The 24,133-nt window shown below is 45.1% G+C and carries 20 protein-coding genes and 1 pseudogene; 17 read left to right on the plus strand and 4 right to left on the minus strand.

The window, feature by feature from the left end; translation table 11 throughout:
- Positions 1–20: 20 nt before the first annotated feature.
- Positions 21–1,745, minus strand: a complete 1,725-nt coding sequence (poxB, locus tag ACUC6J_RS10465) for a ubiquinone-dependent pyruvate dehydrogenase (protein WP_447250138.1) — start codon at positions 1,743–1,745, stop codon at positions 21–23.
- Between the two features lie 314 nt (positions 1,746–2,059).
- Here poxB and ACUC6J_RS10470 point away from each other — a divergent pair, with 314 nt between their 5' ends.
- The 4 genes from ACUC6J_RS10470 (at position 2,060) to ACUC6J_RS10485 (ending at position 6,675) form a co-directional block, all read left to right on the plus strand.
- Positions 2,060–3,553: a tagaturonate reductase gene (locus ACUC6J_RS10470; RefSeq protein ID WP_447250139.1), complete on the plus strand. Its 1,494-nt coding sequence runs from the start codon at positions 2,060–2,062 to the stop codon at positions 3,551–3,553.
- 17 nt (positions 3,554–3,570) lie between these two features.
- Positions 3,571–5,070: a UxaA family hydrolase gene (locus tag ACUC6J_RS10475; protein ID WP_045243827.1), complete on the plus strand. Its 1,500-nt coding sequence runs from the start codon at positions 3,571–3,573 to the stop codon at positions 5,068–5,070.
- 123 nt (positions 5,071–5,193) lie between these two features.
- Positions 5,194–5,640, plus strand: a complete 447-nt coding sequence (locus ACUC6J_RS10480; RefSeq protein ID WP_017428348.1) for an acetyltransferase — start codon at positions 5,194–5,196, stop codon at positions 5,638–5,640.
- Positions 5,641–5,817: 177 nt separating this feature from the next.
- Positions 5,818–6,675: a DNA-binding protein gene (locus tag ACUC6J_RS10485; protein WP_016821078.1), complete on the plus strand. Its 858-nt coding sequence runs from the start codon at positions 5,818–5,820 to the stop codon at positions 6,673–6,675.
- A gap of 168 nt (positions 6,676–6,843) precedes the next feature.
- Here ACUC6J_RS10485 and ACUC6J_RS10490 read toward each other — a convergent pair whose 3' ends face one another.
- On the minus strand, positions 6,844–7,734 hold the full coding sequence (locus ACUC6J_RS10490; protein ID WP_016821079.1) for a hypothetical protein: 891 nt from the start codon (positions 7,732–7,734) through the stop codon (positions 6,844–6,846).
- 255 nt (positions 7,735–7,989) lie between these two features.
- Here ACUC6J_RS10490 and ACUC6J_RS10495 point away from each other — a divergent pair, with 255 nt between their 5' ends.
- From ACUC6J_RS10495 to ACUC6J_RS10520, 6 genes are all read left to right on the plus strand, one after another.
- On the plus strand, positions 7,990–8,958 hold the full coding sequence (locus ACUC6J_RS10495) for an ABC transporter permease (RefSeq protein WP_167440920.1): 969 nt from the start codon (positions 7,990–7,992) through the stop codon (positions 8,956–8,958).
- Positions 8,959–8,972: 14 nt separating this feature from the next.
- Positions 8,973–9,860, plus strand: a complete 888-nt coding sequence (locus tag ACUC6J_RS10500) for a carbohydrate ABC transporter permease (RefSeq protein ID WP_016821081.1) — start codon at positions 8,973–8,975, stop codon at positions 9,858–9,860.
- Positions 9,861–9,886: 26 nt separating this feature from the next.
- A complete protein-coding gene (locus ACUC6J_RS10505) occupies positions 9,887–11,533 on the plus strand; it encodes an extracellular solute-binding protein (protein ID WP_257126991.1) in 1,647 nt (548 codons plus the stop codon).
- A 44-nt stretch (positions 11,534–11,577) separates the two neighbouring features.
- Complete coding sequence (locus ACUC6J_RS10510; RefSeq protein ID WP_447250140.1) at positions 11,578–13,500, plus strand: sensor histidine kinase; 1,923 nt, start codon at positions 11,578–11,580, stop codon at positions 13,498–13,500.
- Positions 13,490–14,290: a response regulator transcription factor gene (locus ACUC6J_RS10515; protein WP_447250141.1), complete on the plus strand. Its 801-nt coding sequence runs from the start codon at positions 13,490–13,492 to the stop codon at positions 14,288–14,290. The genes ACUC6J_RS10510 and ACUC6J_RS10515 overlap by 11 nt, the downstream gene beginning before the upstream one ends.
- A 135-nt stretch (positions 14,291–14,425) precedes the next feature.
- On the plus strand, positions 14,426–15,238 hold the full coding sequence (locus tag ACUC6J_RS10520) for a DUF3891 family protein (protein ID WP_447250142.1): 813 nt from the start codon (positions 14,426–14,428) through the stop codon (positions 15,236–15,238).
- A gap of 129 nt (positions 15,239–15,367) precedes the next feature.
- On the opposite strand, the gene ACUC6J_RS10525 is transcribed toward ACUC6J_RS10520, so the two are convergent.
- A complete protein-coding gene (locus ACUC6J_RS10525; protein ID WP_013370876.1) occupies positions 15,368–15,505 on the minus strand; it encodes a hypothetical protein in 138 nt (45 codons plus the stop codon).
- Positions 15,506–15,760: 255 nt separating this feature from the next.
- Here ACUC6J_RS10525 and ACUC6J_RS10530 point away from each other — a divergent pair, with 255 nt between their 5' ends.
- From ACUC6J_RS10530 to ACUC6J_RS10560, 7 genes and pseudogenes are all read left to right on the plus strand, one after another.
- Entirely contained in the window at positions 15,761–16,906 is a 1,146-nt protein-coding gene (locus ACUC6J_RS10530; RefSeq protein WP_016821086.1) for a glucose-1-phosphate adenylyltransferase, read from the plus strand.
- A 23-nt stretch (positions 16,907–16,929) separates the two neighbouring features.
- Positions 16,930–18,033, plus strand: coding sequence for a glucose-1-phosphate adenylyltransferase subunit GlgD (gene glgD, locus ACUC6J_RS10535; RefSeq protein ID WP_016821087.1), 1,104 nt, complete (start codon positions 16,930–16,932; stop codon positions 18,031–18,033).
- 46 nt (positions 18,034–18,079) lie between these two features.
- Positions 18,080–20,533 carry a glycogen/starch/alpha-glucan phosphorylase gene (locus tag ACUC6J_RS10540; protein WP_016821088.1) on the plus strand — a complete coding sequence of 818 codons (2,454 nt, stop codon included), beginning with the start codon at positions 18,080–18,082 and terminating at the stop codon, positions 20,531–20,533.
- Positions 20,534–20,667: 134 nt separating this feature from the next.
- Positions 20,668–21,276, plus strand: coding sequence for a DUF2062 domain-containing protein (locus ACUC6J_RS10545; RefSeq protein WP_016821089.1), 609 nt, complete (start codon positions 20,668–20,670; stop codon positions 21,274–21,276).
- Between the two features lie 203 nt (positions 21,277–21,479).
- Positions 21,480–21,773 (plus strand): annotated as a pseudogene (locus ACUC6J_RS10550) (transposase); the annotation flags it as partial.
- Positions 21,774–21,951: 178 nt separating this feature from the next.
- On the plus strand, positions 21,952–22,140 hold the full coding sequence (locus ACUC6J_RS10555) for a hypothetical protein (protein ID WP_016821091.1): 189 nt from the start codon (positions 21,952–21,954) through the stop codon (positions 22,138–22,140).
- Positions 22,133–22,933 (plus strand): Cof-type HAD-IIB family hydrolase, encoded by an 801-nt coding sequence (locus ACUC6J_RS10560; RefSeq protein ID WP_447250143.1) that lies wholly within the window; start codon positions 22,133–22,135, stop codon positions 22,931–22,933. Before ACUC6J_RS10555 ends, ACUC6J_RS10560 begins: the two co-directional genes overlap by 8 nt.
- Before the next feature lie 198 nt (positions 22,934–23,131).
- Here the strand turns inward: ACUC6J_RS10560 and ACUC6J_RS10565 are convergent, their stop codons facing one another.
- On the minus strand, positions 23,132–24,022 hold the full coding sequence (locus ACUC6J_RS10565) for an AraC family transcriptional regulator (protein WP_447250144.1): 891 nt from the start codon (positions 24,020–24,022) through the stop codon (positions 23,132–23,134).
- Positions 24,023–24,133: the final 111 nt, after the last annotated feature.

The raw sequence follows: 24,133 nt of genomic DNA on the forward strand, positions 1-24,133 counted from the left end.
AGCACTGCTTCGTCATGTATTTAACGAAAGAGATTGGTTTTTGCCAGTTCAACAATCTCGTCTCCGCGTCCGTTCAGCACGGCTTTCATCATCCACAGCGTAAAGCCCTCTGCTTGCTTAAGATTAATTTTAGGTGGCATGGATAGTTCCTGACGGTTCACCACCACATCTACCACAACAGGGCCGTCATGAGCCAATGCTTGCTGAATGGCATCCTCCAGCATGGTCGGATCTTCAACCCGAGTGCCCTTAAGTCCCATGGCTTGTGCTACAGCACCAAAATCAGGGTTAACCAGTTCAGTCCCGTTTTCCAAGAATCCGGCTGCTTTCATTTCCAACTCGACAAAGCCGAGAGCGCCATTGTTGAAAACAATAACTTTTACAGGCAGTTGATGCTGTTTTAGGGTGAGCAGGTCGCCCATCAGCATCGTGAGTCCACCATCGCCTGAGAGGGCAATCACCTGTCGGTCAGGCTCAGTGGCTTGCGCACCGATCGCCTGCGGCAGTGCATTTGCCATCGTACCATGATTGAAGGAACCTAAAAGTCGGCGCTGACCGTTCATTTGCAAATAACGTGCTGCCCATACTGTGGGAGTACCGACATCACAAGTGAAAATAGCATTTTCCTGGGCGGCATCACTGATAACCTTGGCGAGATATTGCGGATGGATCGGCATATGGCCTGGCTTACCTACCGCCAGATCGTCCAGCTCCTGGCGTACCTTGGCATAATGGGAGACGGTTTTTTCCAGATGCTTGGCATCATGCTTCGACGTTAAATGAGGAAGCAGCATTTCCAACGTTGCCCTTACATCCCCGCATAAACCATACGTCAACGGAGTTCGTCTGCCGAGATGGGAAGGATCTATGTCTACCTGTAGGACAATCGCATCTTCAGGATAAAATTGTCTGTAAGGAAAGTCTGTTCCGAGCATGAGCAGGACGTCACAATCCATCAAGGCATGGTACCCGGAAGAATACCCGATCAGCCCCGTCAATCCAGCATAATAAGGGTTGTTATATTCCAGATATTCCTTGCCTCGCAGAGCGGATACCATGGGAGACTTTAGCTTGTCGCACAGCTGCATAAGCAAGTCGTGAGAGTGAGCACAACCAGCGCCACAAAGCAGCGTAATTCGTTTACCGTTATTTAAATATTCGGCCAGCCGGGAAATTTCAGAAGCGGACGGATGGATGACAGGTGCTGTGGGGTGATAGACATGTTCAGGAGTGGGCACCTTTTCAGCTTCCAAAGCTGCTACGTCACCGGGAAGAACAATGACGGAAACACCTGAACGTGAAACTGCCTCCTGAATAGCCATGGTCACTGTTCTTGGAATTTGACGCGGTGTCGTAATTACCTCACAAAAGTGACTGCATTCTCCAAAAAGATGCTCAGGGTGTGTAGCCTGAAAATATTCACTTCCGATTTCATCACTTGGAATATGAGCCGCAATAGCAAGTACAGGCACTCGATTGCGGTGGCAATCATATAAACCGTTAATCAGATGCAGATTCCCGGGGCCGCTACTACCGGCACATACGGCAATGCTGCCACTAAGATCAGCATCTGCTCCAGCTGCAAAGGCAGCCACTTCTTCGTGCCTTACATGAATCCATTCAATTTGACCATTGCTGCGAATGGAATCCACCATATTATTTAATGAATCTCCAACGATGCCATAGATCCGCTTGACCCCTGCATTAACTAAAACTTGTACAATAGTATCTGCGATTGTCTTCATAGATGCTCCTCCTGCCTAGTAAGTAGTGTTATCCTGCCCGTGCTTTCTTGCGTCTATTCTGCTGAAATGTATATATGAACAAGGTCTCGGGATAGGGTAATAGTTAGCCTTAACCGTCTTGGAACAGGTGCGAAACAACGCAAGAAGGACAATATACTTGCATATTTTTATATAAACGTATATGTTAACGTGTTCATATTATTGTCATTATTATTTTTTTAAACTAAAAATGTTGATAAAACTATTTTGTTAACGTGTGCATTGTGATAAAATAACGGTGAAATCATTATGGTACTAGTGGGAGGCTACTCCAGATGAAACATGTAGATGAATTAGACCAATTAAACAGAAAAAGCTTTATCATTACAGAACCACATCCCGAGAGGGTACTGCAATTCGGGGAAGGGAACTTCCTGCGTGCTTTTGTAGACTGGCAAATTGACAAAATGAATAAGCTGGCAGAATGGAATACAGGGGTTGTGATTGTACAACCGCAGCCAGGAGGCCTTGTGGAGAAGCTTAACGTACAGGATGGTCTCTATACGGTTATCCTTGAAGGAATTAAGGACGGGAAAGCCATGAAAGAGCATACCGTTGTGGAGTGCGTCACTCGTGGTATTAATCCATACGGCCCGGAATTCATGGAGTATGAAGCATTATCCCAAAAGCCAGAGCTGCGCTTTATTGTTTCAAACACAACGGAGGCAGGGATCGCTTATGCACCTGAGGATCAATTGGAAGATCGCCCGCAAAAAAGCTTTCCAGGCAAGCTGACCGCCTTTCTGTACAAGCGCTTTCAATTTTTCAAGGGCGATCAAAGCAAGGGACTGGTCATTATTCCGTGCGAACTCATCGACCGTAATGGAGACGCTCTCAAGGAAATCGTGCTGAAATATGCGAACCAATGGGAGCTTGGGGCCGAATTTATTGCATGGCTAGAGAAAGCGAATACGTTCTGCAACAGTTTGGTGGATCGGATTGTACCTGGTTATCCCAAAGACCGGATTCATGAAATCCAAGCGGAATTGGGTTACAAGGACGATTTGGTTGTTGTGGGCGAGCAGTATCATTTATGGGTTATTGAAGGGCCACAGTGGCTTAAAGAAGAATTACCTGCTCATTTGGCTGGATTGAATGTACTGATTGTCGACGATATGGCGCCATATCGTACACGGAAGGTGCGCATTTTGAATGGAGCACATACGGCGCTTACCCCAGTAGCCTATCTATATGGCCTGGATACAGTGGGGCAAGCGGTCGAGCATAAGGTTATGGGCGAATATATCCAGTCGTTGATTCGAGAAGAAATTATTCCGACACTGGACTCGCCAGCAGCGGAATTGAATGTATATGCCGACGATGTGATTGAACGGTTCCGTAATCCCTATGTAAGTCATTATGTCATGAGCATCGCATTGAATTCGGTATCCAAGTTCAAGACACGGAACTTGCCATCCTTGCTACAGTATGTGGCACAGCGTAAGGCGTTGCCTGCCAAAATCGTATTTTCGCTAGCATCCTTACTCGTATTTTACCGGGGAGACAGAAATGGCGAGTCGATTGCATTGGCCGACGAAGCGGAAGTATTGAGCACGTTTGGCGAACTGTGGAGTACGTATGACGGATCTCTCGCTGGAGCGAAGCAATTGACCGAGCAGGTACTCAGCAAACAGACATGGTGGGGTCAAGATCTGAATCAGATCGAAGGGCTGGCTGAACAAACGGCGCAGCACGTGTATGAAATTACAAGCAGAGGAATGAAGGAGACGCTCGATTCTCTAACCGGGAACAGCGTACCCGGAGCATAAGCAAGGAGGAGACTGGAATGCTGGAATTCATTCAAATTCATGATCAAGATAACGTGGCTGTCGCTTTGCGTGATTACAAGCAGGGAGAGACGCTGGCATGGGGAGCACAACAAGAACAATGCGTGGAGCTGGCGGAGGATGTAGCGCGTGGGCACAAAATTGCGTTGCAGGACATCCCTGAAGGTGGGCATGTTCTGAAATACGGATATCCCATCGGTCATGCCATTCAGCCCATTCAGGCAGGTCAACATGTGCATACGCATAATACGAAAACGAATCTGACAGGTGTGGAGGAATATACTTACAAGCCTAAGCCAGCTCCTCATATTTATGAACAGGAGAGTCGGACGTTTCAAGGATTTCGGCGCAAGGATGGTCGTGTAGGGATTCGCAATGAGTTGTGGATTGTGCCGACGGTAGGCTGTGTGAACGGAATTGCCGAACTCATTTTAAACCGCTTCAAGCAGGAAGTGGGAGATATCTCACCTTTTGAAAATGCACTTGTGCTCAAGCATAACTATGGATGTTCTCAGTTGGGCGACGACCATGCACATACGCGCACGATTTTGATTGATGCAGTGAAACACGCGAATGCAGGTGGCGTACTAGTACTTGGTTTGGGCTGTGAGAACAATGAAATGAAAGAATTTAAAGAAGCCATCGGGGAATATGACGCGGAGCGGGTGAAGTTTTTACTTTCCCAGGAGGTGTCGGATGAAGTGGAGGAAGGGGTAAAGCTGCTCCATGAAATTTTTGCAGCTGTGCAAGAAGATCGACGGGAGCCTGTACCTTTGTCTGAGCTGAACATCGGCTTGAAATGCGGTGGATCTGACGGTCTGTCGGGTATTACTGCCAATCCACTGCTTGGACGATTGTCGGATTATATGGCAGCACAGGGTGGAACGACCGTACTGACGGAGGTACCCGAAATGTTCGGCGCGGAGACGATTTTAATGGAGCGCGCTGCCGATGAGCAAGTATTCGATAAGATCGTACATTTGATTAACGATTTCAAACAATATTTTCTGGATTATAAGCAGCCAGTATACGAAAATCCGTCACCAGGCAATAAAGCAGGCGGCATCACGACACTGGAGGATAAATCACTGGGCTGTACGCAAAAATCCGGGTCCTCCACGGTCACCGATGTTATTCAGTACGGGGAGCGTCTCAAGACCAAGGGACTTAATCTGCTCAGCGCGCCGGGGAACGATCTGGTTGCTTCTTCGGCGCTTGCTGCAGCGGGCTGTCAGCTCGTCATATTCACAACCGGGCGAGGCACGCCTTTTGGCTCGTTCGTTCCGACGATGAAGGTGTCGACCAACTCGCCGCTATATAAGGCTAAACCTCACTGGATCGACTATAACGCTGGTTCACTGGTGGAGGATGTCAGTATGGAAGATGCGCTACGCAACTTTGTCGATTACATTATTGACGTAGCCAGTGGAACCTGGGTGAATAATGAGAAAAACAATTTCAGGGAGCTTGCTATCTTCAAAAATGGTGTTACATTGTAAAGGGTTGTAACCTAAAGGAGGCGGAAGAATCCGCCTCCTTTTTGTGTTTGAATGCTGCTAAATACACATGTTAGACTTACTGCAAACCATACTATACGGATATTCGCATAAGGGGGAAATACAGTGCCACATGACATTATTGCTTATCGAGAAGAAAATCATGATCAACTCGTAGATATTTGGCTTCGGGCAGTACGCCAAACGCACACATTTTTGTCTGAAGAGGACATTCAATTTTACCATCACATCGTAAGTAACGGCGCTTTTAGAGAACTTGAAGTTTGGGTAGAATGTACTGAACTTCAGGAGCCCACGGGTTTTATCGGGCTGGACGGGCAGAAAATAGAGATGCTGTTTGTCGACCCAGAACGGCATAGACAGGGCACAGGCAGCCGACTTATCAAGCATGCTGAAAAAATAAAAGGGACGCACCTCAAAGTAGATGTGAATGAGCAAAACGAGAAGGCGCATGCTTTCTATAGACATTATGGCTTTAAACAAACAGGACGATCTGCGCTGGATGGATCAGGCCGGGCATTTCCGTTGCTTCATATGGAACTGAACAAATGAATGCTCTATAGGATCTACATTTTGAAAACTGGAATATTTTATAATTTTCCTTGTCATATGTTTGATTTCATGATATAACTTAATTACGTTATAAATACGTAATTAAGTTATTTTTGATTGGGATATAGATCATGGTTTGTTTGATGAGTACAAAAGTCGGACAAGGAGGTGGGGAGGGTGGATGATCTTGTTCACTCCGACATCACAGATCTAGACACACTTGTTAACATGATTAAGCTGTCCTTTTCGTTTATGGATGGTACCCATATGATCGCTTTATGCGATCAGCTGTATTACCACGTCAACCAGAAGTATCAAGAGTGGCAGCTCTACAAAGCATTCAAGAAACCTATACAACCGATACATACCAAACGGCCGTTAGTCTACTATTACGGCTACAGTCATCTTATGAAAGGCATGGCCTTCCAAAAACAGGGCAAGTATGAGGCCGCCCGAGACTGCATTGAAAAATATGCAGAGTTAGGCTGGTTTAATGGTCTCGATCCATATGGAGAAGCAGAAGTGGATTATTATCGCCATGCTGCGAGAGCTAATTTATATGCTCTTGATATTTTGTCAGGTCGTTCCGAAATGTTGCAGGAATACGTTCAATTTCTTCGTGACAATCCGGAAGAGCTGTTACCAGGACTTCTTTCCATTGTTGAGGGAGCGACCAGACACGACTATCCTTTGGAGCGCGTGCTTGAATCATTTGCCGAACAAATTGAGGATTTTAAATATTTTGAAGAGCCTGTGAATGTTTCATATTATTTTCGCTTCTGCTATCAGTTGGCTCTTTATTATATAAAACTGCGGCAGTTTAGGGTTGCGTTGGGCTATATCCTGCAATCTCTCAAGCTGTCCGATACTCTGGGTATGGAACATGAGCATGAGTTTAGGAAATGTACTGCTATATTTGAGATTTTCAGATCCCAAGCTACGGCAACACAGCAAGACCAATATATAACTATTCTAAAAGGAGTGTTAAAGGATGAAAAAATTGATTTCACGCCCGTTGTCGCTCAGTCTGTTTAGTTTGCTGGTGTTTGTTACTAGTCATGATCTCATCACCGTGTTTTATCATGGAGCCAATCATTAATAAGTGAGAATGGTAAAAAGTAGGATGTTTTGATTAACCAAATAGCAAGTAAGCTCATGAAGATCAGAGCTTGCTTGCTATTTAGCGTTTTTTATGAGGAATATTTAAGCGGTTGTAGGCTTGTGCAACAAACCTTGTTCTAATGGATGCAATGAAATCCTTGTCTGTTGGTAAGCGGGGAATGTTTCTTCTGTACTGTATGATCCAATTTTTAATGCTGCGTCCAGTGCTCGTAGCAAGCAGCCCACGAATTGCTCTGGCGAAAAGTAAATGCTTTTCCCGACCATATGAATGTGAAGCTCGTTATGGTCACGGTTGCTTACAGACAGTAATAAACCTTGACCCTGAAAACCCGTACCGATGGCGCGTACTTTGTTTATACCTGAAAGTAGTATTTCTGTTTTCAACGCACGTCCTTGTTCCTCTACAAACACAGATATCAGCCGTTTGTCAGTAACGATAACAATTTGGTTACCCTGAAACGTATGGCTAAGGTGTAGGAAATCTTTATACACTCCAATAGTTTGCTCATGCGGAGAGACAATCCCCATCCGTACAAACTCATCCAACTCTGTGACGTCGGGCTCCTGATGATTTTTAATTCGTTTTTTGATACTGAATTGAATGGTCAAGATCCCCAAGATAGCTATAAGAAAAGCACTAAGGCGGACGTGGTATATAAAGAACATCAAAACGATAAAGCCGCCGAGTAACCACTGTCCCCAAGTCAAATAACGCAGCTTTTGTTGTGCCGTACGGCGATAATAACCATAGCCCTTTCCTGGCTGATACTCTTTACTTAACTTTGTCATACCGCGTAGCATGGTCAATCCATAAATCGATAGGACTGTCATCCCGAGCCCCAGGAGGGTCATAAACCATTCCTGAGCTGCCACGCCGACTAAAGTACACAGGCCAAACATGAAGAACCCTGCCCAGCAGGCAAACCTTTTAATCCGAACCTGTTTCTGAATCGAACGAACTAATTCTTCCATTCTTAATCCTCCTGATCTAGGTACATAGGTAATGATTGGAATTCTATATAGTCTTATCGTACCATCTGATAGTCTTTTTCGTAAATTAATAGAAATAGAAAATCCAAGGGCTGGAATAATTTTTTTGCGTATTGTCCTATCTTCACCTGAACTTTAGACACCAAAATCAAAAAATCCAGTACTACTCATTAAAAGCAGAAGCCCCTAAAATAATTAATGTAAGTGCTTACATTATGGAGAAGGGAGGTCTTCTGTATGAGTACAGGATGGAAGAGTCCACAGCCACAGCCGCAGCCGCCGATCCGATCGGGGAGATGGACGTCACTAGCCCGCAGATGGAGGGGGCAAAAACATTTGCAGACCATGGCACTGCTTGGAGTGGTATGGATGATTATTTTCCATTACATTCCGATGTACGGCATTTTGATTGCTTTCAAACATTTTGACATTATTGGTACTATATCAAGCGCACCATGGGCGGGGTTAGAACATTTTCGTGCCTTCTTAGAGGATGATAGCTTCTGGTATATTGTCAAAAATACACTGGGCATTAGCCTGCTCAAGCTGGCAATCGGGTTCCCGTTACCTATTGTGTTTGCTCTGTTTCTAAATGAAATCCGGTCTACGCGGTTTAAAAAATCCATTCAGACCATTTCGTACCTTCCTCACTTTCTATCATGGGTCATTCTTGGCGGAATTTTAACCACATGGCTGGCAGATACCGGGATGATCAATCAACTGTTGCTGGCTTGGGGCTGGATCGACCAGCCGATTAGTTATTTAGCGGAGCCAGGCTATTTTTGGACTATCGTCGTCAGCTCGGATATTTGGAAGGAGCTTGGATGGTCAGCTATTATTTATTTGGCAGCCATGGCGGGCGTATCTACGGACATGTACGAAGCAGCCACCATTGACGGAGCGGGACGGTTTCAGAAAATGTGGTACGTCACACTTCCCGCCATTAAGGGCACAATATCCATTTTGTTTATTTTAGCGGTCAGCGGCATATTGAACTCCAACTTTGATCAAATTCTTGTCCTGCGTAACTCGCTAAATGAAAGTGCAAGTAATGTAGTTGATATTTATGTATATCAGGTGGGCATTCAGCAGGGACGCTTCTCGTATTCTACTGCGGTGGGATTGCTAAAATCAGTTCTTGCTCTCATTTTGCTGCTGATAGCCAATTCGGTGACCAAACGGATGAATAATACCTCTCTATTTTGAAGGAGGACGGATGTATGCAGTTATTGCGACGCAGAACAGCAGGCGAAGCGATATTCGATTTCTTCAACAACATCTTCATGCTGGTTATTTGTTTTGTGACCTTATATCCCGTGTGGTATGTGCTGGTGAACTCCTTTAACGAAGGAGCTGACGCAATGCGAGGCGGCATTTACTGGTGGCCGAGACTCTTTAGTCTGGATAGCTATCAGGCTGTTTTTGCCAACAGCGGCATCATGACTGCGATGGGGGTAACGGTTGCCAAGACGCTAATTGGCACGATTGTACATGTGTTTTTTACCGCAATGATTGCATATGCATATTCCCGTAGAGAGCTGATCGGGCGTAAGCTGTATATGCTGATCGGCACCATTACCCTATTTTTCGGTGGAGGTTTGATTCCTACGTATTTGCTGATCCGTGATCTTGGGCTGCTGGACAGCTTTTGGGTGTACATCATTCCTGCAATGTTCAGCTTTTTTGACCTTATTATTTTTATGGCTTTTTTCCGGGAGCTGCCGGATGCGTTGGAGGAGGCGGCGAAAATAGACGGTGCTAACGACTTCAGCATCTTCTGCCGGATCGTACTTCCTGTATCGATGCCTGTAGTAGCGACCATTTCGTTGTTTCATGGGGTGTACCAGTGGAACGATTATTTTACAGGAATGATCTATATCAATAATACGGATCTTCAGCCGATTCAGACGTATTTGTACCGAGTTGTTGCCCAATCCAGCTCTAATCAAATGATGTCTGCCGCACCCGGGATTGTCGCCCAGTCCGTTACTTCGCAGTCCATCAAGCTGGCGACGATGGTCATAACAACGTTGCCGATTGTACTTGTATATCCATTTCTGCAAAAATATTTTGTCAAAGGGCTAATGATCGGCTCGGTTAAGGGCTAGCATATCATCCAAAGGGGAGATTTATGATGAACATTCGCAAATGGCAGAAGGGGCTGTTAGCTGTTGTTCTACTGGTAGGAACGCTCGTGGGATGTACATCCGGTGGAAGTGGCGCTGTCACGGAATTGAAGGACGAGAAGACTAAGGCTTCGGCAGATGCGCCAGGCTGGAAGGCCGATACAGAGCCGATTACGTTTGACTGGTATTTAAATTTTTCCTGGTTCCCGAACAAGTGGGGGACGGATATGACTTCGAAATATGTGACGCAAAAGACTGGAGTCAATGTCAATTTTATCGTACCTGCTGGGAATGAAAATGAAAAGCTGAATACCATGCTCGCCTCCGGTAAGCTGCCTGATTTTGTCACGCTTGGTTGGGGGGAAGATGCGGTCAAAAAAATGATCGAGGGCAAGATGGTTCTCCCGCTTAACAAGCTGGCCGAGAAATACGATCCGTATCTGATTAAAATGGCTGACCCGGCCAAAATGTCCTGGTATCGTCAAACAGACGGGAATGTATATGGGTATCCCAACGCGTCCTCTTCACCGCAGGACTACCAAAAATACGGCCAAAATTTTGTCTCCAATCAGACGTTTATGGTTCGGAAGGATATGTATGAGGCGATTGGCAAGCCGGATATGAGAACACCGGAAGGATTTTTGAAAGCGCTTCAAAAAGCGAAAGAGAAATTTCCAGAGGTGAACGGTCAGCCGTTGATCCCGATAGGGTTCCACGAATTTACGGATAACGGGAATTATTCTTTTGAAGACTATTTACTCAATTTTCTAGCCATTCCGCATGAAAAGGATGGAAAGCTGTACGACCGTCGTTCAGACGAAGAATACATTCGCTGGCTCAAAACATTCCGTCAAGCAAATGAGCAGGGTCTGATCGCCAAGGACGTTTTTATCGACAAACGTCCGCAAATGGAGGAAAAGGTGGCACAAGGCCGATATTTTGCCATGCTATATCAGCGTTCCGACTTTGCTACACAACAGGTGATGTTACATGCGAAGGACCCGAACTCCGTCTACATTGCGGTGGATGGACCCTCCAACAGTAAGCTGGACCCGCCGACGCTGGCCGGTCCGGGCATTTCCGGTTGGACGGTGACGCTCATTTCGAAGGATGTCAAAGACAAGGAGCGGGCTATTGAATTTCTGACTTATCTGATAAGCGAGGAAGGGAACCGTGATCTATATCTAGGGGAGCAAGGAAAGCTGTGGGACACGGTTAACGGTAAGCCAGCCTTCAAGCCGGAGGTACTGGAACTGCTGAACAAGGATCGCTCTGCTTTTGACAAAAAGTATGGCGCCTCCTTCACTTTCTGGATGCTGATGGATACGAATATGAATTTGCAGTGGGCGCCGCCCAGCGTCGAGCCGTATAAGCAGCCGGAAGATTGGACGAAAGGCAAGACCCACAGCTTCTCCCAATATGAAAATATCAAACCGACCGGAACCTCGGCAGAAGGCATTGCTTCAGGCCAGATAGACAAAATTTGGGGCAAGGCATTACCGAAGCTGCTGCTAGCTTCCTCGGATGAGGAGTTCGATCAGCTGTTTGCCCGCTTTTTGGAAGACCGCAGAAAAGCAGGCTATGACAAAGTAATGGCTTATCAACAAAAAGCCTATGAGGAAAACCTCAAAAAAATGGAACAGTTCACAAAATGATCTCGCTCAATCATTTATCTATTGAATGTTAAGGATGTGATTTCATGTCAGGCCGTGTACGTTCACAGCTGAAGAGCCTGCTGCGCCGCCATATATGGCAGTGGCTGACGGATACGGCCGATCGGCTAGGCGGTTGCTCCCTTCAAGTCAAGCTCATTGTCGCTTATATTGGCGTCATTTTAATCCCGGTGGTATTGTTCTCGCTATATACCTTTCATCAATTGTACGAGAACACCATGCATGACATTACCGTACAAAATCAGTATGTACTGGATACAGAGCTGGCCCAGATTCACAGCAATATGGAAATTATGGAGCGGACCGCACAGCTTGCGATTTCAGATCGCAACGTACTTCGTTATCTAACCGAGGAACGTGAAATAAGCAGCGATGAACTGGTTCAATTCAACTTAAATGTGTTTCCCAATTTACAGCACTTGCTATACAGCAATCCCAACGTAGAGAATATCCGGCTATATACGAGTAATCCCCAGGCACATGAGATATGGCCCATGATTTTCAATGAATCACGCCTGCCCAAAGCTTCCTGGCTGACAACAGCTCAACATCAGCAAGGAAAAATATGGTGGGATATATACAAGGGACCTAAGAGCTTATTGCTGGGGCAAGCAGGGCAGGAAAGTGAAGCGGTACGGTATATGGCATTGCTGCGTGAAATTCAGGCTAGCGGGGGAAAACACGCAGGCTTGGTGGAAACCAACATGAGGCTGGAACTCTTTTCACCTAGAGTATTCGGAACCGCACCACGTGATTATGCATGGCAAATGTTCATCCTGAACGGTGGAAAATCAGTGTCTTCTACCGATATAGCTACAGCTTCCTTTCAACCTGATCCCATTCCGATCCCTCTGTCCCATGTGCACCATCTGTTACAGTCCCGCGTTCAGGGACAGGGTGGTGCTTTTGACTTTACCTATGGAAATAAGCCCTATCTTGGTTTGTACCGTTATATAGAAGGACTAGATGCCTATCTGCTAAATGTAGTGGCGCTGGACGGTCCGCTGGGTGACCTTCGTCAAAAACGCAATGCCATGCTGCTCATTATTTGTATATTAATATTGCTAATGTCCGTCATTTCTTATACCTTGCACGCCCTTATTCTCAAGCAGCTGCATACACTGCGTGAATCTATGAAAAAAGTACAGCAGGAGGGCGACTTTCAGCTTACAATCCCGGTATATGGGCGGGGAGAAGTCGCGGAGCTAGCACTATATTTTCGCAGTTTGCTAAGTCGGATTAACGTGCTCATTACTGAGGCTGTACAGAAGCAGGCCGCTGCTCAGGAGGCCGAGCTACAGGGACTCAAACATCAGATTGATTCCCATTTTCTCTATAATACATTGGAAAATCTAAAAATGATGGCGGAGATCGAGCGACAGTATCCGCTGTCGGATGCGCTCACCTCCCTTGGTTCGATGATGCGCTATAATCTCCAATGGTCTGGGTCGTGTGTTTCTTTGCGGGATGAAATCCGTCATATTCAGCATTATGTAGCCATTATGAACATCCGCCATGATAACCAAATTGCACTGGACATTCGCCTGTCGTCGACGTTTATGGAACTGGAAATACTGAAAATGTCGCTGCAGCCTGTAGTCGAAAATGCGATAAAGCACGGTTGGAGTGCATTACAAAGCCCGCTGCGCATCACCATTGAAGCCTTCTCCAAGCAAGATATCGTTGAACTGCGTATACAGGATAATGGAGTGGGGATGTCTGAAGAAAGAAAAAACGCCATCATGGCTGGTCTGGAACAGACGGATATGGGTTCCCACGAGCTCGGGGTAAATAGGGGGATCGGTTTGTATAATGTGCATCGCCGTTTGAGTATGCAGTATGGCCTAGGGTTTGGCGTAAAACTGGCCAGCATTCCTGGACAATCGACGACAGTAACCCTGATTTTGCCTAGACGTCACATCACGAGGGGGGCGAACCATGACGACTAAGCTGTTGATTGCAGATGACGAGAAGAACATTCGAATGGGGCTTCAAGCTATGATCGAACGGGAGTATTCCGATCTCTATGAATACGTGCTGGTCAAGGACGGAGGCGAAGCCTGGCAGCATGTAAAGGAGTTTTCACCCGAGTTGGTGATAACAGATATCCGTATGCCTGTTATGGATGGAATTATGCTGATGCAGCATATTCGCAAGCTGGAGCCAAGAGACAGACCTTTGGTAATCATTCTCAGTGGATATGACGAGTTCCAATATGCGCGCGAAGCGATTCGTTGTGGAGCGCGGGAGTATTTGCTGAAGCCGATCGTGAGAGAGGAACTGTTCAGTGCGTTAGCAGTTTTGAACGAAGAATTACAGCAAAGGAACTCTCTAATAAACGATTGTGTGAATAGCGGGGAGATAGATAGACTGACTGGAAGAACGAACGTTGCTAGTGCGATTGCCGATAGAAGCGGCAGCTTGACGAGAGCAATCCAGTACATCCATGCTCATTTCAGCGAGGATTTGAACATGGCGGTAGTATCTAATGTAGTATCCTTGAATTATACGTATTTTAGTCAGGCGTTCAAAGCCTATACAGGTCTTAGTTTTGTTCAATATTTAAAAAGGCTGCGCATTGCAGAAGCCAAAAAGCTGCTAGGGCGTCAAGAGGGCAAGATTTATGAAATTGCGGCTACTGTGGGCTTTGACAATGCCAAGCATTTTAACAAGGTGTTCCGTGAACTGGAAGGGATGACTCCGCAGCAGTTTCGATTGAAGAATCTAAGGGGTAATTGAAAGTAAGGATGGAGAAAACTTCACTGCCTTTTTACCCTTATCCTGATATAATGAATGAAGGTAAACATAACCATGGCCTTCGATCAGAAAGTTTGTACACATATCAGATAGACGCCTAACGGAAGGGGATAGCATATGGTTATTTATGAAACGGATCAAGCTTATATCATGACGACGCAGCATGACCATGCTCGTATTTCAGGTGAGTTGGCTTCACAGTGGGAAGACAGTGCCTTTAAAAATAGACGTCATAGACAGGATTTTATATATGCAGCGAGGGAGCATGACCGGGGTTGGATTAGGCTGGACGCTGCTCCTTTCTGGAATGATTATGTGTCAGCACCTTATACGTTTATCGATTTTCCGCTTAGTCCACGTTTTGTTTTTTATCGTCTCGGGATTGATGAAGTCGAGCAAGAGAATGCGTATGCGGCGTTGCTGTGCAGCTTGATGTACAAGGAGCTCGTCGGACGGACCGAGCATGAACAAGCTCAGGACAAGCAGATTACGCATGCTTATCAAGAGGCAGAGGAACAGCGTCGCCAGAGGCTAAGACAGGAGTTGGCATGCGGTGTAACCTTCGAACATCAAGTACGGACGGATGTACGGAGAATGTTGTTTTGCGACGAATTGAGTCTGTTTTTATGCAGCCGAGAGCCGGGTACTCCTACAGCAGATTATGAATGGTTTGCTGAAGGTTTGAGCTTCCCGGCTGTTCGTCATGAAAGCGGACGGGTTCGGGCTGAGTGGTTATCGGACCAGACAGTAGGTCTGTCCTTTTTCCCTTTCAAGGGTAAAGTAGAGATTACTCATACCTTCAAGAAGGTGAGTAAAGAGAACATTCGTACCTCGGGTCTTCTAGAAGCGTACCGTTCCTCCGAATGCACGCATCGAACCTTTACCATCGAACATATCATGGAAGTAGAAGAGCAAAAGGAGAATGCCTGAACGTCTAATGATTCAGCCTCGAACCGATGTGTTGTGCATTGTTCGTGGTTGCTGAGTAGCGTCAGAGCAGAGCCTCCCTGAACAATTTTTCAGAGAGGCTCGTTTGTTTTCTGGCTTTAAAATTTACGATTAAGATTTTGCAGATGTTTTTGCACGGTTGACCATCGTCTGTACCTTATTCAACACCTTATCACGTGCTCCTTTATTTTTCATCAGATACGTAACACCCATTCCCAATGCTGCTACTACCCATTTTTTATTCTTCATCAATAACGCCTCCTTATGATCATGTTGTCATACGCTAATGCCTAAAAAGCATCCAAAATGTGAAATGATGAACGGGATTTTACGATTTAGTGATTCCTTGCACTCGTTCCGCATAACTATGATTTACCCTTTCCATCACATCTTACCCGTTCCATTGGTAATGAAACGATTACGACTGTCTTTTCACGTTTAATGGATATTATCAAATATCCTGCCACAATTGCTTCAGACGCACATGACAGGGAGGTCTTTGTTATGAGAAAGAAGGAAGTGGTTGCCATGCTGCTCGCCGGCGGACAAGGCAAAAGACTCAAAGGACTAACCCGCACACTGGCCAAACCGGCAGTATTTTTTGGAGGAACTTATCGTATTATTGATTTCCCTCTCAGCAATTGCTCTCATTCGGGAATAGACACCGTGGGCGTATTGACCCAATATGAGCCGTTGGTGCTTCATTCCTATATCGGCGTAGGCAGCGACTGGGATTTGGATCGCCTGGATGGAGGAGTTTTCGTTTTACCACCGCACGAGAAAGAGAATGGAAACAATTGGTACCGTGGGACAGCGGATGCGATTTATCGGAACCTGCATTTCCTGGATCAGTATGACCCGGAGCATGTGCTCATTCTGTCAGGGGATCACATTTATAAAATGGATTACAGTCGAATGCTCCACTATCACAAGGAAAAGGGAGCCGATTGCACCATTTCTGTTATCAATGTCACGATTCAGGAGGCCCAACGATTTGGGATACTGAACGCCGATGAGGACCTGAAGATATACGACTTTGAGGAGAAGCCTGAACAGCCGAAAAGCACATTGGCCTCTATGGGTATTTATTTATTCAAATGGGATGTGTTGCGTCACTACTTATTGGAAAGCGCAAGTGATTCTGAATCTTCACATGATTTTGGTAAAGACATCATTCCGCTATTGCTTCAGCATGGCCGGTCGCTGTATGCATACCCGTTTGCTGGGTACTGGAAGGATGTGGGCACCATTCAGAGCTTGTGGGAGTCTAATATGGATCTTCTGGTTCAGGACCCGCCGCTAGATCTGAATGACCCGTTCTGGCGCATCTATACCCGCAGCCCCAATCAACCTGCCCAGTATATCACCCAGCGGGCGATCCTGAAAAACAGCATCGTAAATGAAGGCTGCATGGTGGATGGAGAAGTAAGACACTCCGTACTGTTTTATGGGGTTGAAGTCGGTGAGGGGAGCGTTATTACCGATTCTGTCATCATGCCGAATGTAAAAATCGGACGCAATGTACGTATTCACCGGGCCATCGTGAATGAGAACATGGTTATTGAAGACAACGCAGTCATTGGACCTGAAGATAGCCTGGATGAGATTATTTTGTTCGATCAGGAAAGCCAGCTTCACGCACGAATATAACTCGGATAAGGACGGTGTCCGCTATGAGCCGGCTCATTGGAGTGATCAACCTGGATCACGAATTGGATCAATTGAAGGAGTTGACTTATTTCCGGTGCGGGGCAGCAGTACCCTTTGCTAGTCGATATCGGCTCATTGATTTCACCTTATCCAATATGATGCATGCAGGGATGCAAGATATTGCACTGTTTATCCGCCGCAAATACCGTTCGCTGCTGGATCATTTGGGTGAAGGTCGGCCATGGGATTTAGACCGCAGAAGGGGTGGGTTGTTTATTTTGCCACCGGACTGGAACGATCCGACGGACACATCACGTGGGGACTTGCAGCATGTGCACAATAATCTGGATTTTTTCCATCGCTCATCGGGGCAAACCATTGTTCATGCAGGAACTCAGCATATCAACAAGGTTGATTTAGAGGATGTATACCGATATCATCTGGAAAAGAATGCGGATGTCACCCTCGTATATAAACCCATTCACCAGCTCGAAACTGAGCATGCACCGTGTGTACGGCTTGAGATTGACGACAGCGGACGAGTGACCGGTATTCATCAGGAGCAGGATCATCATAATATTTATCTAGAAATGTTTGTGATGGACAAAAGCTTGTATCTGGATCAGGTAAAGCATTGCATTGCTCATCAGGATAATCATTTCTTTCGCGATGCGATTCAGAAAAATCCAAGTGGCCTGCGCATCTACGCGTATCGCTATGATGGTTATCATGCAGTTATTAATTCTATCGAGAGCTATTATAAAAATAGCATGAAACTGCTGGATCAGGAGCAATATCAAGCCCTGTTCCAGAATCAGCCGGTGCATACCAAAATCAAGTATGAAGCTCCGACGCGTTATACGTACAGCGCCGAGGTGGATCATTCCCTTGTTGCCAATGGCTGCACCATTGGGGGGAAGGTCGAGAACAGCATTCTTTTTCGTGGCGTGCAAGTAGAGGAAGGCGCGCGGGTAAGCAACTCGATTATTATGCAAAAATGCATCATCCGTAAAGGCGCAGTTGTGCAGAATGTGGTTTTAGATAAGGATGTACAGCTTTCACCAGATCGAACTCTGATTGGAGACATTAAAGTTCCCTATGTGATTGCCAAGAATAGCGTGATTTAAAAGATCATACTTAGCCATTAAAACGGAATTAACAGGAGGTACCACTTTGTTCAGCAATAAAGAAGCATTTAAGCAGGCCTTTCGAGAGCAACTAGTCGGAAGACTGGGTAAACCGATGCAGGAGGCTCAGTCGGAAGACGTATATAAGGTTTTGGGCGGCATGATTCGTGAACAAGTCGGTAAGAATTGGGCAGAAACGAACCAAGCCTACAAAGAAGGACAAGTGAAGCAGATTTATTATTTTTCATTGGAATTTTTAATAGGTCGTCTATTGGGCAGTAATTTGCTGAATTTGGGCGTATTGGATATGGTTCGGCAGGCATTGGGGGAATTGGGATGGAATCTGGAGGAAATCGAGGAACAGGAAGCAGACGCAGGGCTAGGCAATGGGGGCCTCGGCCGTCTGGCGGCTTGCTTCATGGACTCATTAGCATCCCTTGGCTATGCAGGGCATGGCTGCGGGATTCGATATAAATATGGCCTGTTTGAGCAGCGTATTGTAGACGGAAATCAGGTGGAACTGCCGGATTACTGGCTACAGAAAGGGAATGTATGGGAGGAACGTCGTCCTGACAAAAAGGTCGAGGTTCATTTTTGGGGACGTGTGGAAACTCGTGAACAGGAGGGGCGTCTTGTGTTCGAGACACAGGATGCCGAGACGGTCTGGGCCGTCCCTTACGATATTCCGCTGGTCGGCTATGGTCATGCGCAGGTGAATACGCTACGGATTTGGAGTGCGGAATCCGCGCTTGATCCCGTTCGAGGACCGATTCGAGGCGAGGGCGGATATTACCGCTTTCTCGATTACAATCGATCGGTAGAGTCCATCTCGGCATTTCTCTATCCGGATGATTCCAATTATGAGGGTAAGCTGCTTCGCTTGAAGCAGCAGTATTTCCTCTGCTCGGCCGGATTACAGAGCATTTTGCGTACGTTTGAGAAGCTTCGTTTACCTTACAGTCAATTGCCTGATAAAATAGCACTGCACATTAACGATACCCATCCGACACTGGTTATACCGGAACTGATGCGTATTTTGATGGACGTGAAAGGCTTGGGGTGGGACGAAGCATGGGATATTACGACACGGACCGTTTCATATACGAATCATACGATATTAAGTGAGGCGCTGGAACAATGGCCCGTCAACATGGTGAGAGAACTGCTTCCTCGGATTTACTTGATCATTGAAGAAATGAACAAACGTTATTGTGCTATGCTATTAGAGCGTTATCCGGGTCAGGACATCAAAATTGGTGAAATGGCGATTATTCATGGTGAACAAATTCGTATGGCTCATTTGGCCATCGTCGGCAGCTACAGTGTGAATGGGGTAGCTGCACTGCATACGCAAATCTTGAAGGAACGAGAGATGAAGTCCTTTCATGAATTGTATCCTGACCGGTTTAATAATAAAACAAACGGAATTGCCCATAGACGCTGGCTGATGCATGCCAACCCGGAGCTGGCAAGCTTGTATGATGAGACTATCGGTACACGCTGGAGAACCCGTCCACGCGAACTCATTGACCTGCTTCGCTACAGTGGGGACGAATCGTTCCAAGAACGGATTCAGGTGATTAAGCGAAATAATAAGGTCAGGCTTGCTGAGCATGTGTTTGCAAAACAGGGCGTACGACTCGATACATCCTCCATTTTTGATGTACAGGTCAAACGGTTGCACGGATATAAGCGACAACTGCTCAATATTTTGCATGTGATGCATCTATATAACCAGCTCAAAAGTAATCCTGCGCTGGATGTTACGCCACGCACATTTATTTTTGGCGCGAAAGCAGCCCCTGGTTATTTTCTCGCTAAACAGACGATTAAGCTCATAAATAATGTGGCGGACACGATCAATCGGGATGTAGATGTTAAGGACAAGCTGAAAGTCGTTTTCCTTGAAAATTATTCGGTCTCGCTGGCGGAGCTGATTATTCCTGCGGCGGATGTCAGTGAACAGATTTCTACGGCAGGCAAGGAAGCATCAGGCACAGGGAACATGAAATTTATGATGAACGGCGCGCTCACACTGGGTACATTGGACGGAGCTAATGTTGAAATGCATGAAATGGTAGGCGATGCTAACATGTTCATTTTTGGATTGAAGGTAGATCAGATTGAGGACTACTATCGGAATGGACAGTATTCGGCACGCATAACAGCTAACAGTGATGAAAGATTGCGTGAAGTGCTGGATCAACTGGTAAACGATGCACCTTTTACGCGGCATGAACGGGAATTTGAGGCCATTTATCAATCTCTGATTGATCATAATGATGAATACTTTGTGCTTAAGGATTTTGCAGCTTATGTAGATACGCAGGTTCATATTGAACAGGTGTATCGCAATCCTTCGGAGTGGACACGACGTGCTATTGTAAATATGGCCCATTCCGGGAAATTCTCCAGTGATTGTACAATCCAGCAATACGCGGCTGAGATTTGGGACCTTGTACCTCTATCCAGCGATGTCAATAAGCGAATTGTGTTCTAAAATAGCGAAACAGGCGGAATAGCATTGCTTTTCGAACGCTGAGGGTTATAATGACAGTATAGACTAAGTAAGGATGGGGAGTTATTTGAACTCATTCCTAAACTTGAATTTGTACTGTTGAAGGAGTCCTCCTATTGATAAAGTTCAATCCGAAAAGGCTCAAACCTCATAAATCAAGGAAGAAATACAATGTGTTTCAAAATATATGGCGGGCGATTCGTCTGAATTTTATTAAGCTGTTGCGCGCCCCTGGTGGAGTTAAAAAGATCTCTTTGGGCTTCGCCATTGGCTTTGGTCTGGAGATGATCGTAATTTCCACGGCCTCTCTCGTATACCTCGTGTTTTACCCGATTGTTCGGCTGTCCGGTGGTTCGCTGCCTGCCGCCATTGTGGGTAACGTTGTCGGCAAGCTGACCTTTTTGCCGATTGTACTGATGCCATTCGCCAAGCAACTGGGAGCTTGGATTTATCCATCACATTATCCGGTACATGTCAGGGGCGGTCGACTTCACGAGCATTCTTTTATGGAGCTTTTTCACGGCAACTGGTCTGTATTCAGAGACTTACTGCACGGAGGCCTCCACATCCTGATCGGCATGTCTATTTTCGGTGTGGTGCTGGGCATAATTTCGTATTTTGTCATTCAGGTTCTGTATAACCGTTCGCTGCACAAACGGTTGGAAAAGCGGAAACTGCGTCATGGCGCAGGATTTTCGCCGACCAGATTGCTGAAGAATGGATAATGTTGTGCATCAGAAGCTCCTTGAGCCTATCGTTTAGGCCTTGAGGGGCTTCTTTTGGGTTAAGCAAATCTTTACTTTTATGCCACGTCTAAGGATTATGTGTATATCTCTTTTTGGAATTAACCTGGATGGATTTACCGTGAAAATATAGAAAAACGAATATACATTCTTAAAAAAGGCACGACTACTGTTGTGGGAAAAATTTACCGATTGGCGGAAAGATATTGTACTTCTCTAGCATTCTAGACCTGTACAACGGGGAGATTGTGGCTTACAGTATAGCGGACAAGCAAGATACGTCCTTGGTTGTGGGTACGTTAAATCAACTTCCAAAATAGACAGGCATGCTGCTCCATAGCGTTCAGGGAAGCGTATATACGTCACAAGCTTATCAAGCTGCAGTAAAGGGAAAAGGCATGACCATGAGCATGTCCCGTAAAGGAACACCCGCTGATTATGCCCCTATCGAATCGTTTCATTCCACGCTAAAGTCTGATGTACTGAAAATAATTTATTGACATGAAACCAGTTACATATTTTAATCTTGTTTTGTAGCGAGAGATCATAGATAAGCATGTTACCAACTCGTTTTGAATTTTTTTAGATACTTTTTAAAGATTCATTATAAAGTATCTAAAAAAAGACCTTTATGAACTTCACAGGAAGCGAATACTCATGGGAATATTAGTGGGAATTATATTGACCACATGCATTTTGATAGGTTCGTATTTTATCATCAGCGCAATTGTATATTCGCAAAAAATTCAAATTCTTGTGGAAAACATGCAAGTGAAACATGTAGATCATTTCAATCAAAAAGACAAAAAAGACAAGCAAAAAACTGGAGGGCATAAGTATGATTAAACTTGTAGTCACGGATCTAGACGGAACATTTCTGAACAATAAAAGTCAGTACGATGTCGAACTTTTCAAAAAAGTTTATGCAGAGATGCAGCAAAAAGGAGTCACATTTGTCGCATGTACAGGTAAACAATGTGAACGTGTTGAAAAATTGTTTGACGAACATGGCAAGGGAGTTTGGATACTGGGTGACAGTGCTGCTCGAATTAAAAAAGATGGCCAAGTGGTTAAAGAGTTTAGTATTGATCGGGATCTAGCTCTACAGGCGATTGATCAAATTCAAGACTTCGACAACAATATGACGCTTATTGTATGTGCAAGTGATGCTGCGTACGTTCATTCTTCCATTTCAGAAGATATGTATAAAGTTGTTAAAGGCTCCTATGAACGTGTATTAAAAACAGACTCTTTTGCAAACATAGATAGCCGTTTTATCAAAATCACGGTCTTCGACACGGAGGGGCGAAGTACAGCATTAAGAGCACATGTTGAGAATACGTTGGGTGGACAAATTTATATTGTTGATTCTGAAGCTAGATGGCTGGATATCACGGCATTGCATACGCATAAAGGTGAGACAGTAAAGAAACTGCAAGAAATGTTGGACGTCACATACGAGGAAACAATGTCATTTGGTGACGGCGAGAATGATGTGGAACTCATGGCAATCGCGAAATACAGTTTTGCGGTGAGTAATGCTTGTGAAAATACTAAAAAGGCAGCAAACTTCATTACTAAGTCAAACGAAGAAAATGGTGTTCTTCTCACGATTCAAAAAATACTGGATTTGCAGTGACCCTTGTCTGTCAAATGGTATTGTATTCTGTAAAAGAGCGGGGCAATGGTGTGATTGCCCCGCTCTTTTATCATTTGAGTTGCAGTGCCCGTACTCCTTATTGTTTGAATTTCTATATTACGCTTTTGACAAAATAATATTTGAGTTGGAAGACTGTTGTAATCCAGATGATTTCAAATCGGCTTGTATTACTTCCATTCAAGTTGAATCGTTATTCGAAACTTGTTTTCGATAATTTTGCGGAACTACACCCATCTGTTTATGGAAAATGGACGAAAAATAGCTAGCACTTTGAAAACCGCAGGCAAGTGCGATTTCACTAATGGATCTTCGTGTTTCTTTTAACATTTCGCAACTTTTTTGAAGGCGATATTGAGTGACATAGTTGTTGGGCGTCTGGCCCACATATTTGTTAAATAATGTACAGCAACGGCTTCTGCAAACGGCTCCTGCAGATGCGATCTCCTCAAGAGTTATTTTTTTATCATAGTTTTGATGAATGAAACGAGTCATTTCCTGAACATGTGTCAATACTCCAGATTGCCCAGAAATGGGTTGCAAATGATCCCCTATAGTAGCACACAAAGATAAAGCTTGTGATGCCAGACGAAGCGGATTGGGAGGAGTATGGTCCTTGTGCATTTCCTGATAGATTTCTTGAATGGAAAGTAATACTCTTTGCTGCCAATCAATCTGATTTGTAAGCACGACAAAATCATCCATCATTAAACTAAACTTATCCCCCCAGTATGTTTGAACAAATGAAGGCTTTACACCAAGGATAGACGGATGAATGACGATGACAAGGAATAAACAATCGTTGTGGTCTGCAAGAGAATAACCGAAATGCAAACGTTGGCTATTCACAAAAAGTCCATCTCCCTGCTGCAATCGAGTGATAGTTCCATTAACAGAGAAATCCATCGCTCCTTTTAATACGTAGATAAACTCCACGTCCACATGCCAATGCGCTACTGCTGTATGATTGTTAAATTGATGAAGGCTTCCCTTTCTTACGTAAAGTGGTAAATCAGGAATATTATAATTTAAACGTTCTGATAAATCAGAAAACACCTCTAAATTTGTCATCAACAAAATCATCCTTTGAATATATACGATTTTTATAAAATTATAGCCAATTTTAATGGAAATAACAATGATACTATCCTATTCTTATATTGTGGAAATCAACGAGAGGAC

The sequence above is a fragment of the Paenibacillus sp. JJ1683 genome, assembly GCF_053006485.1.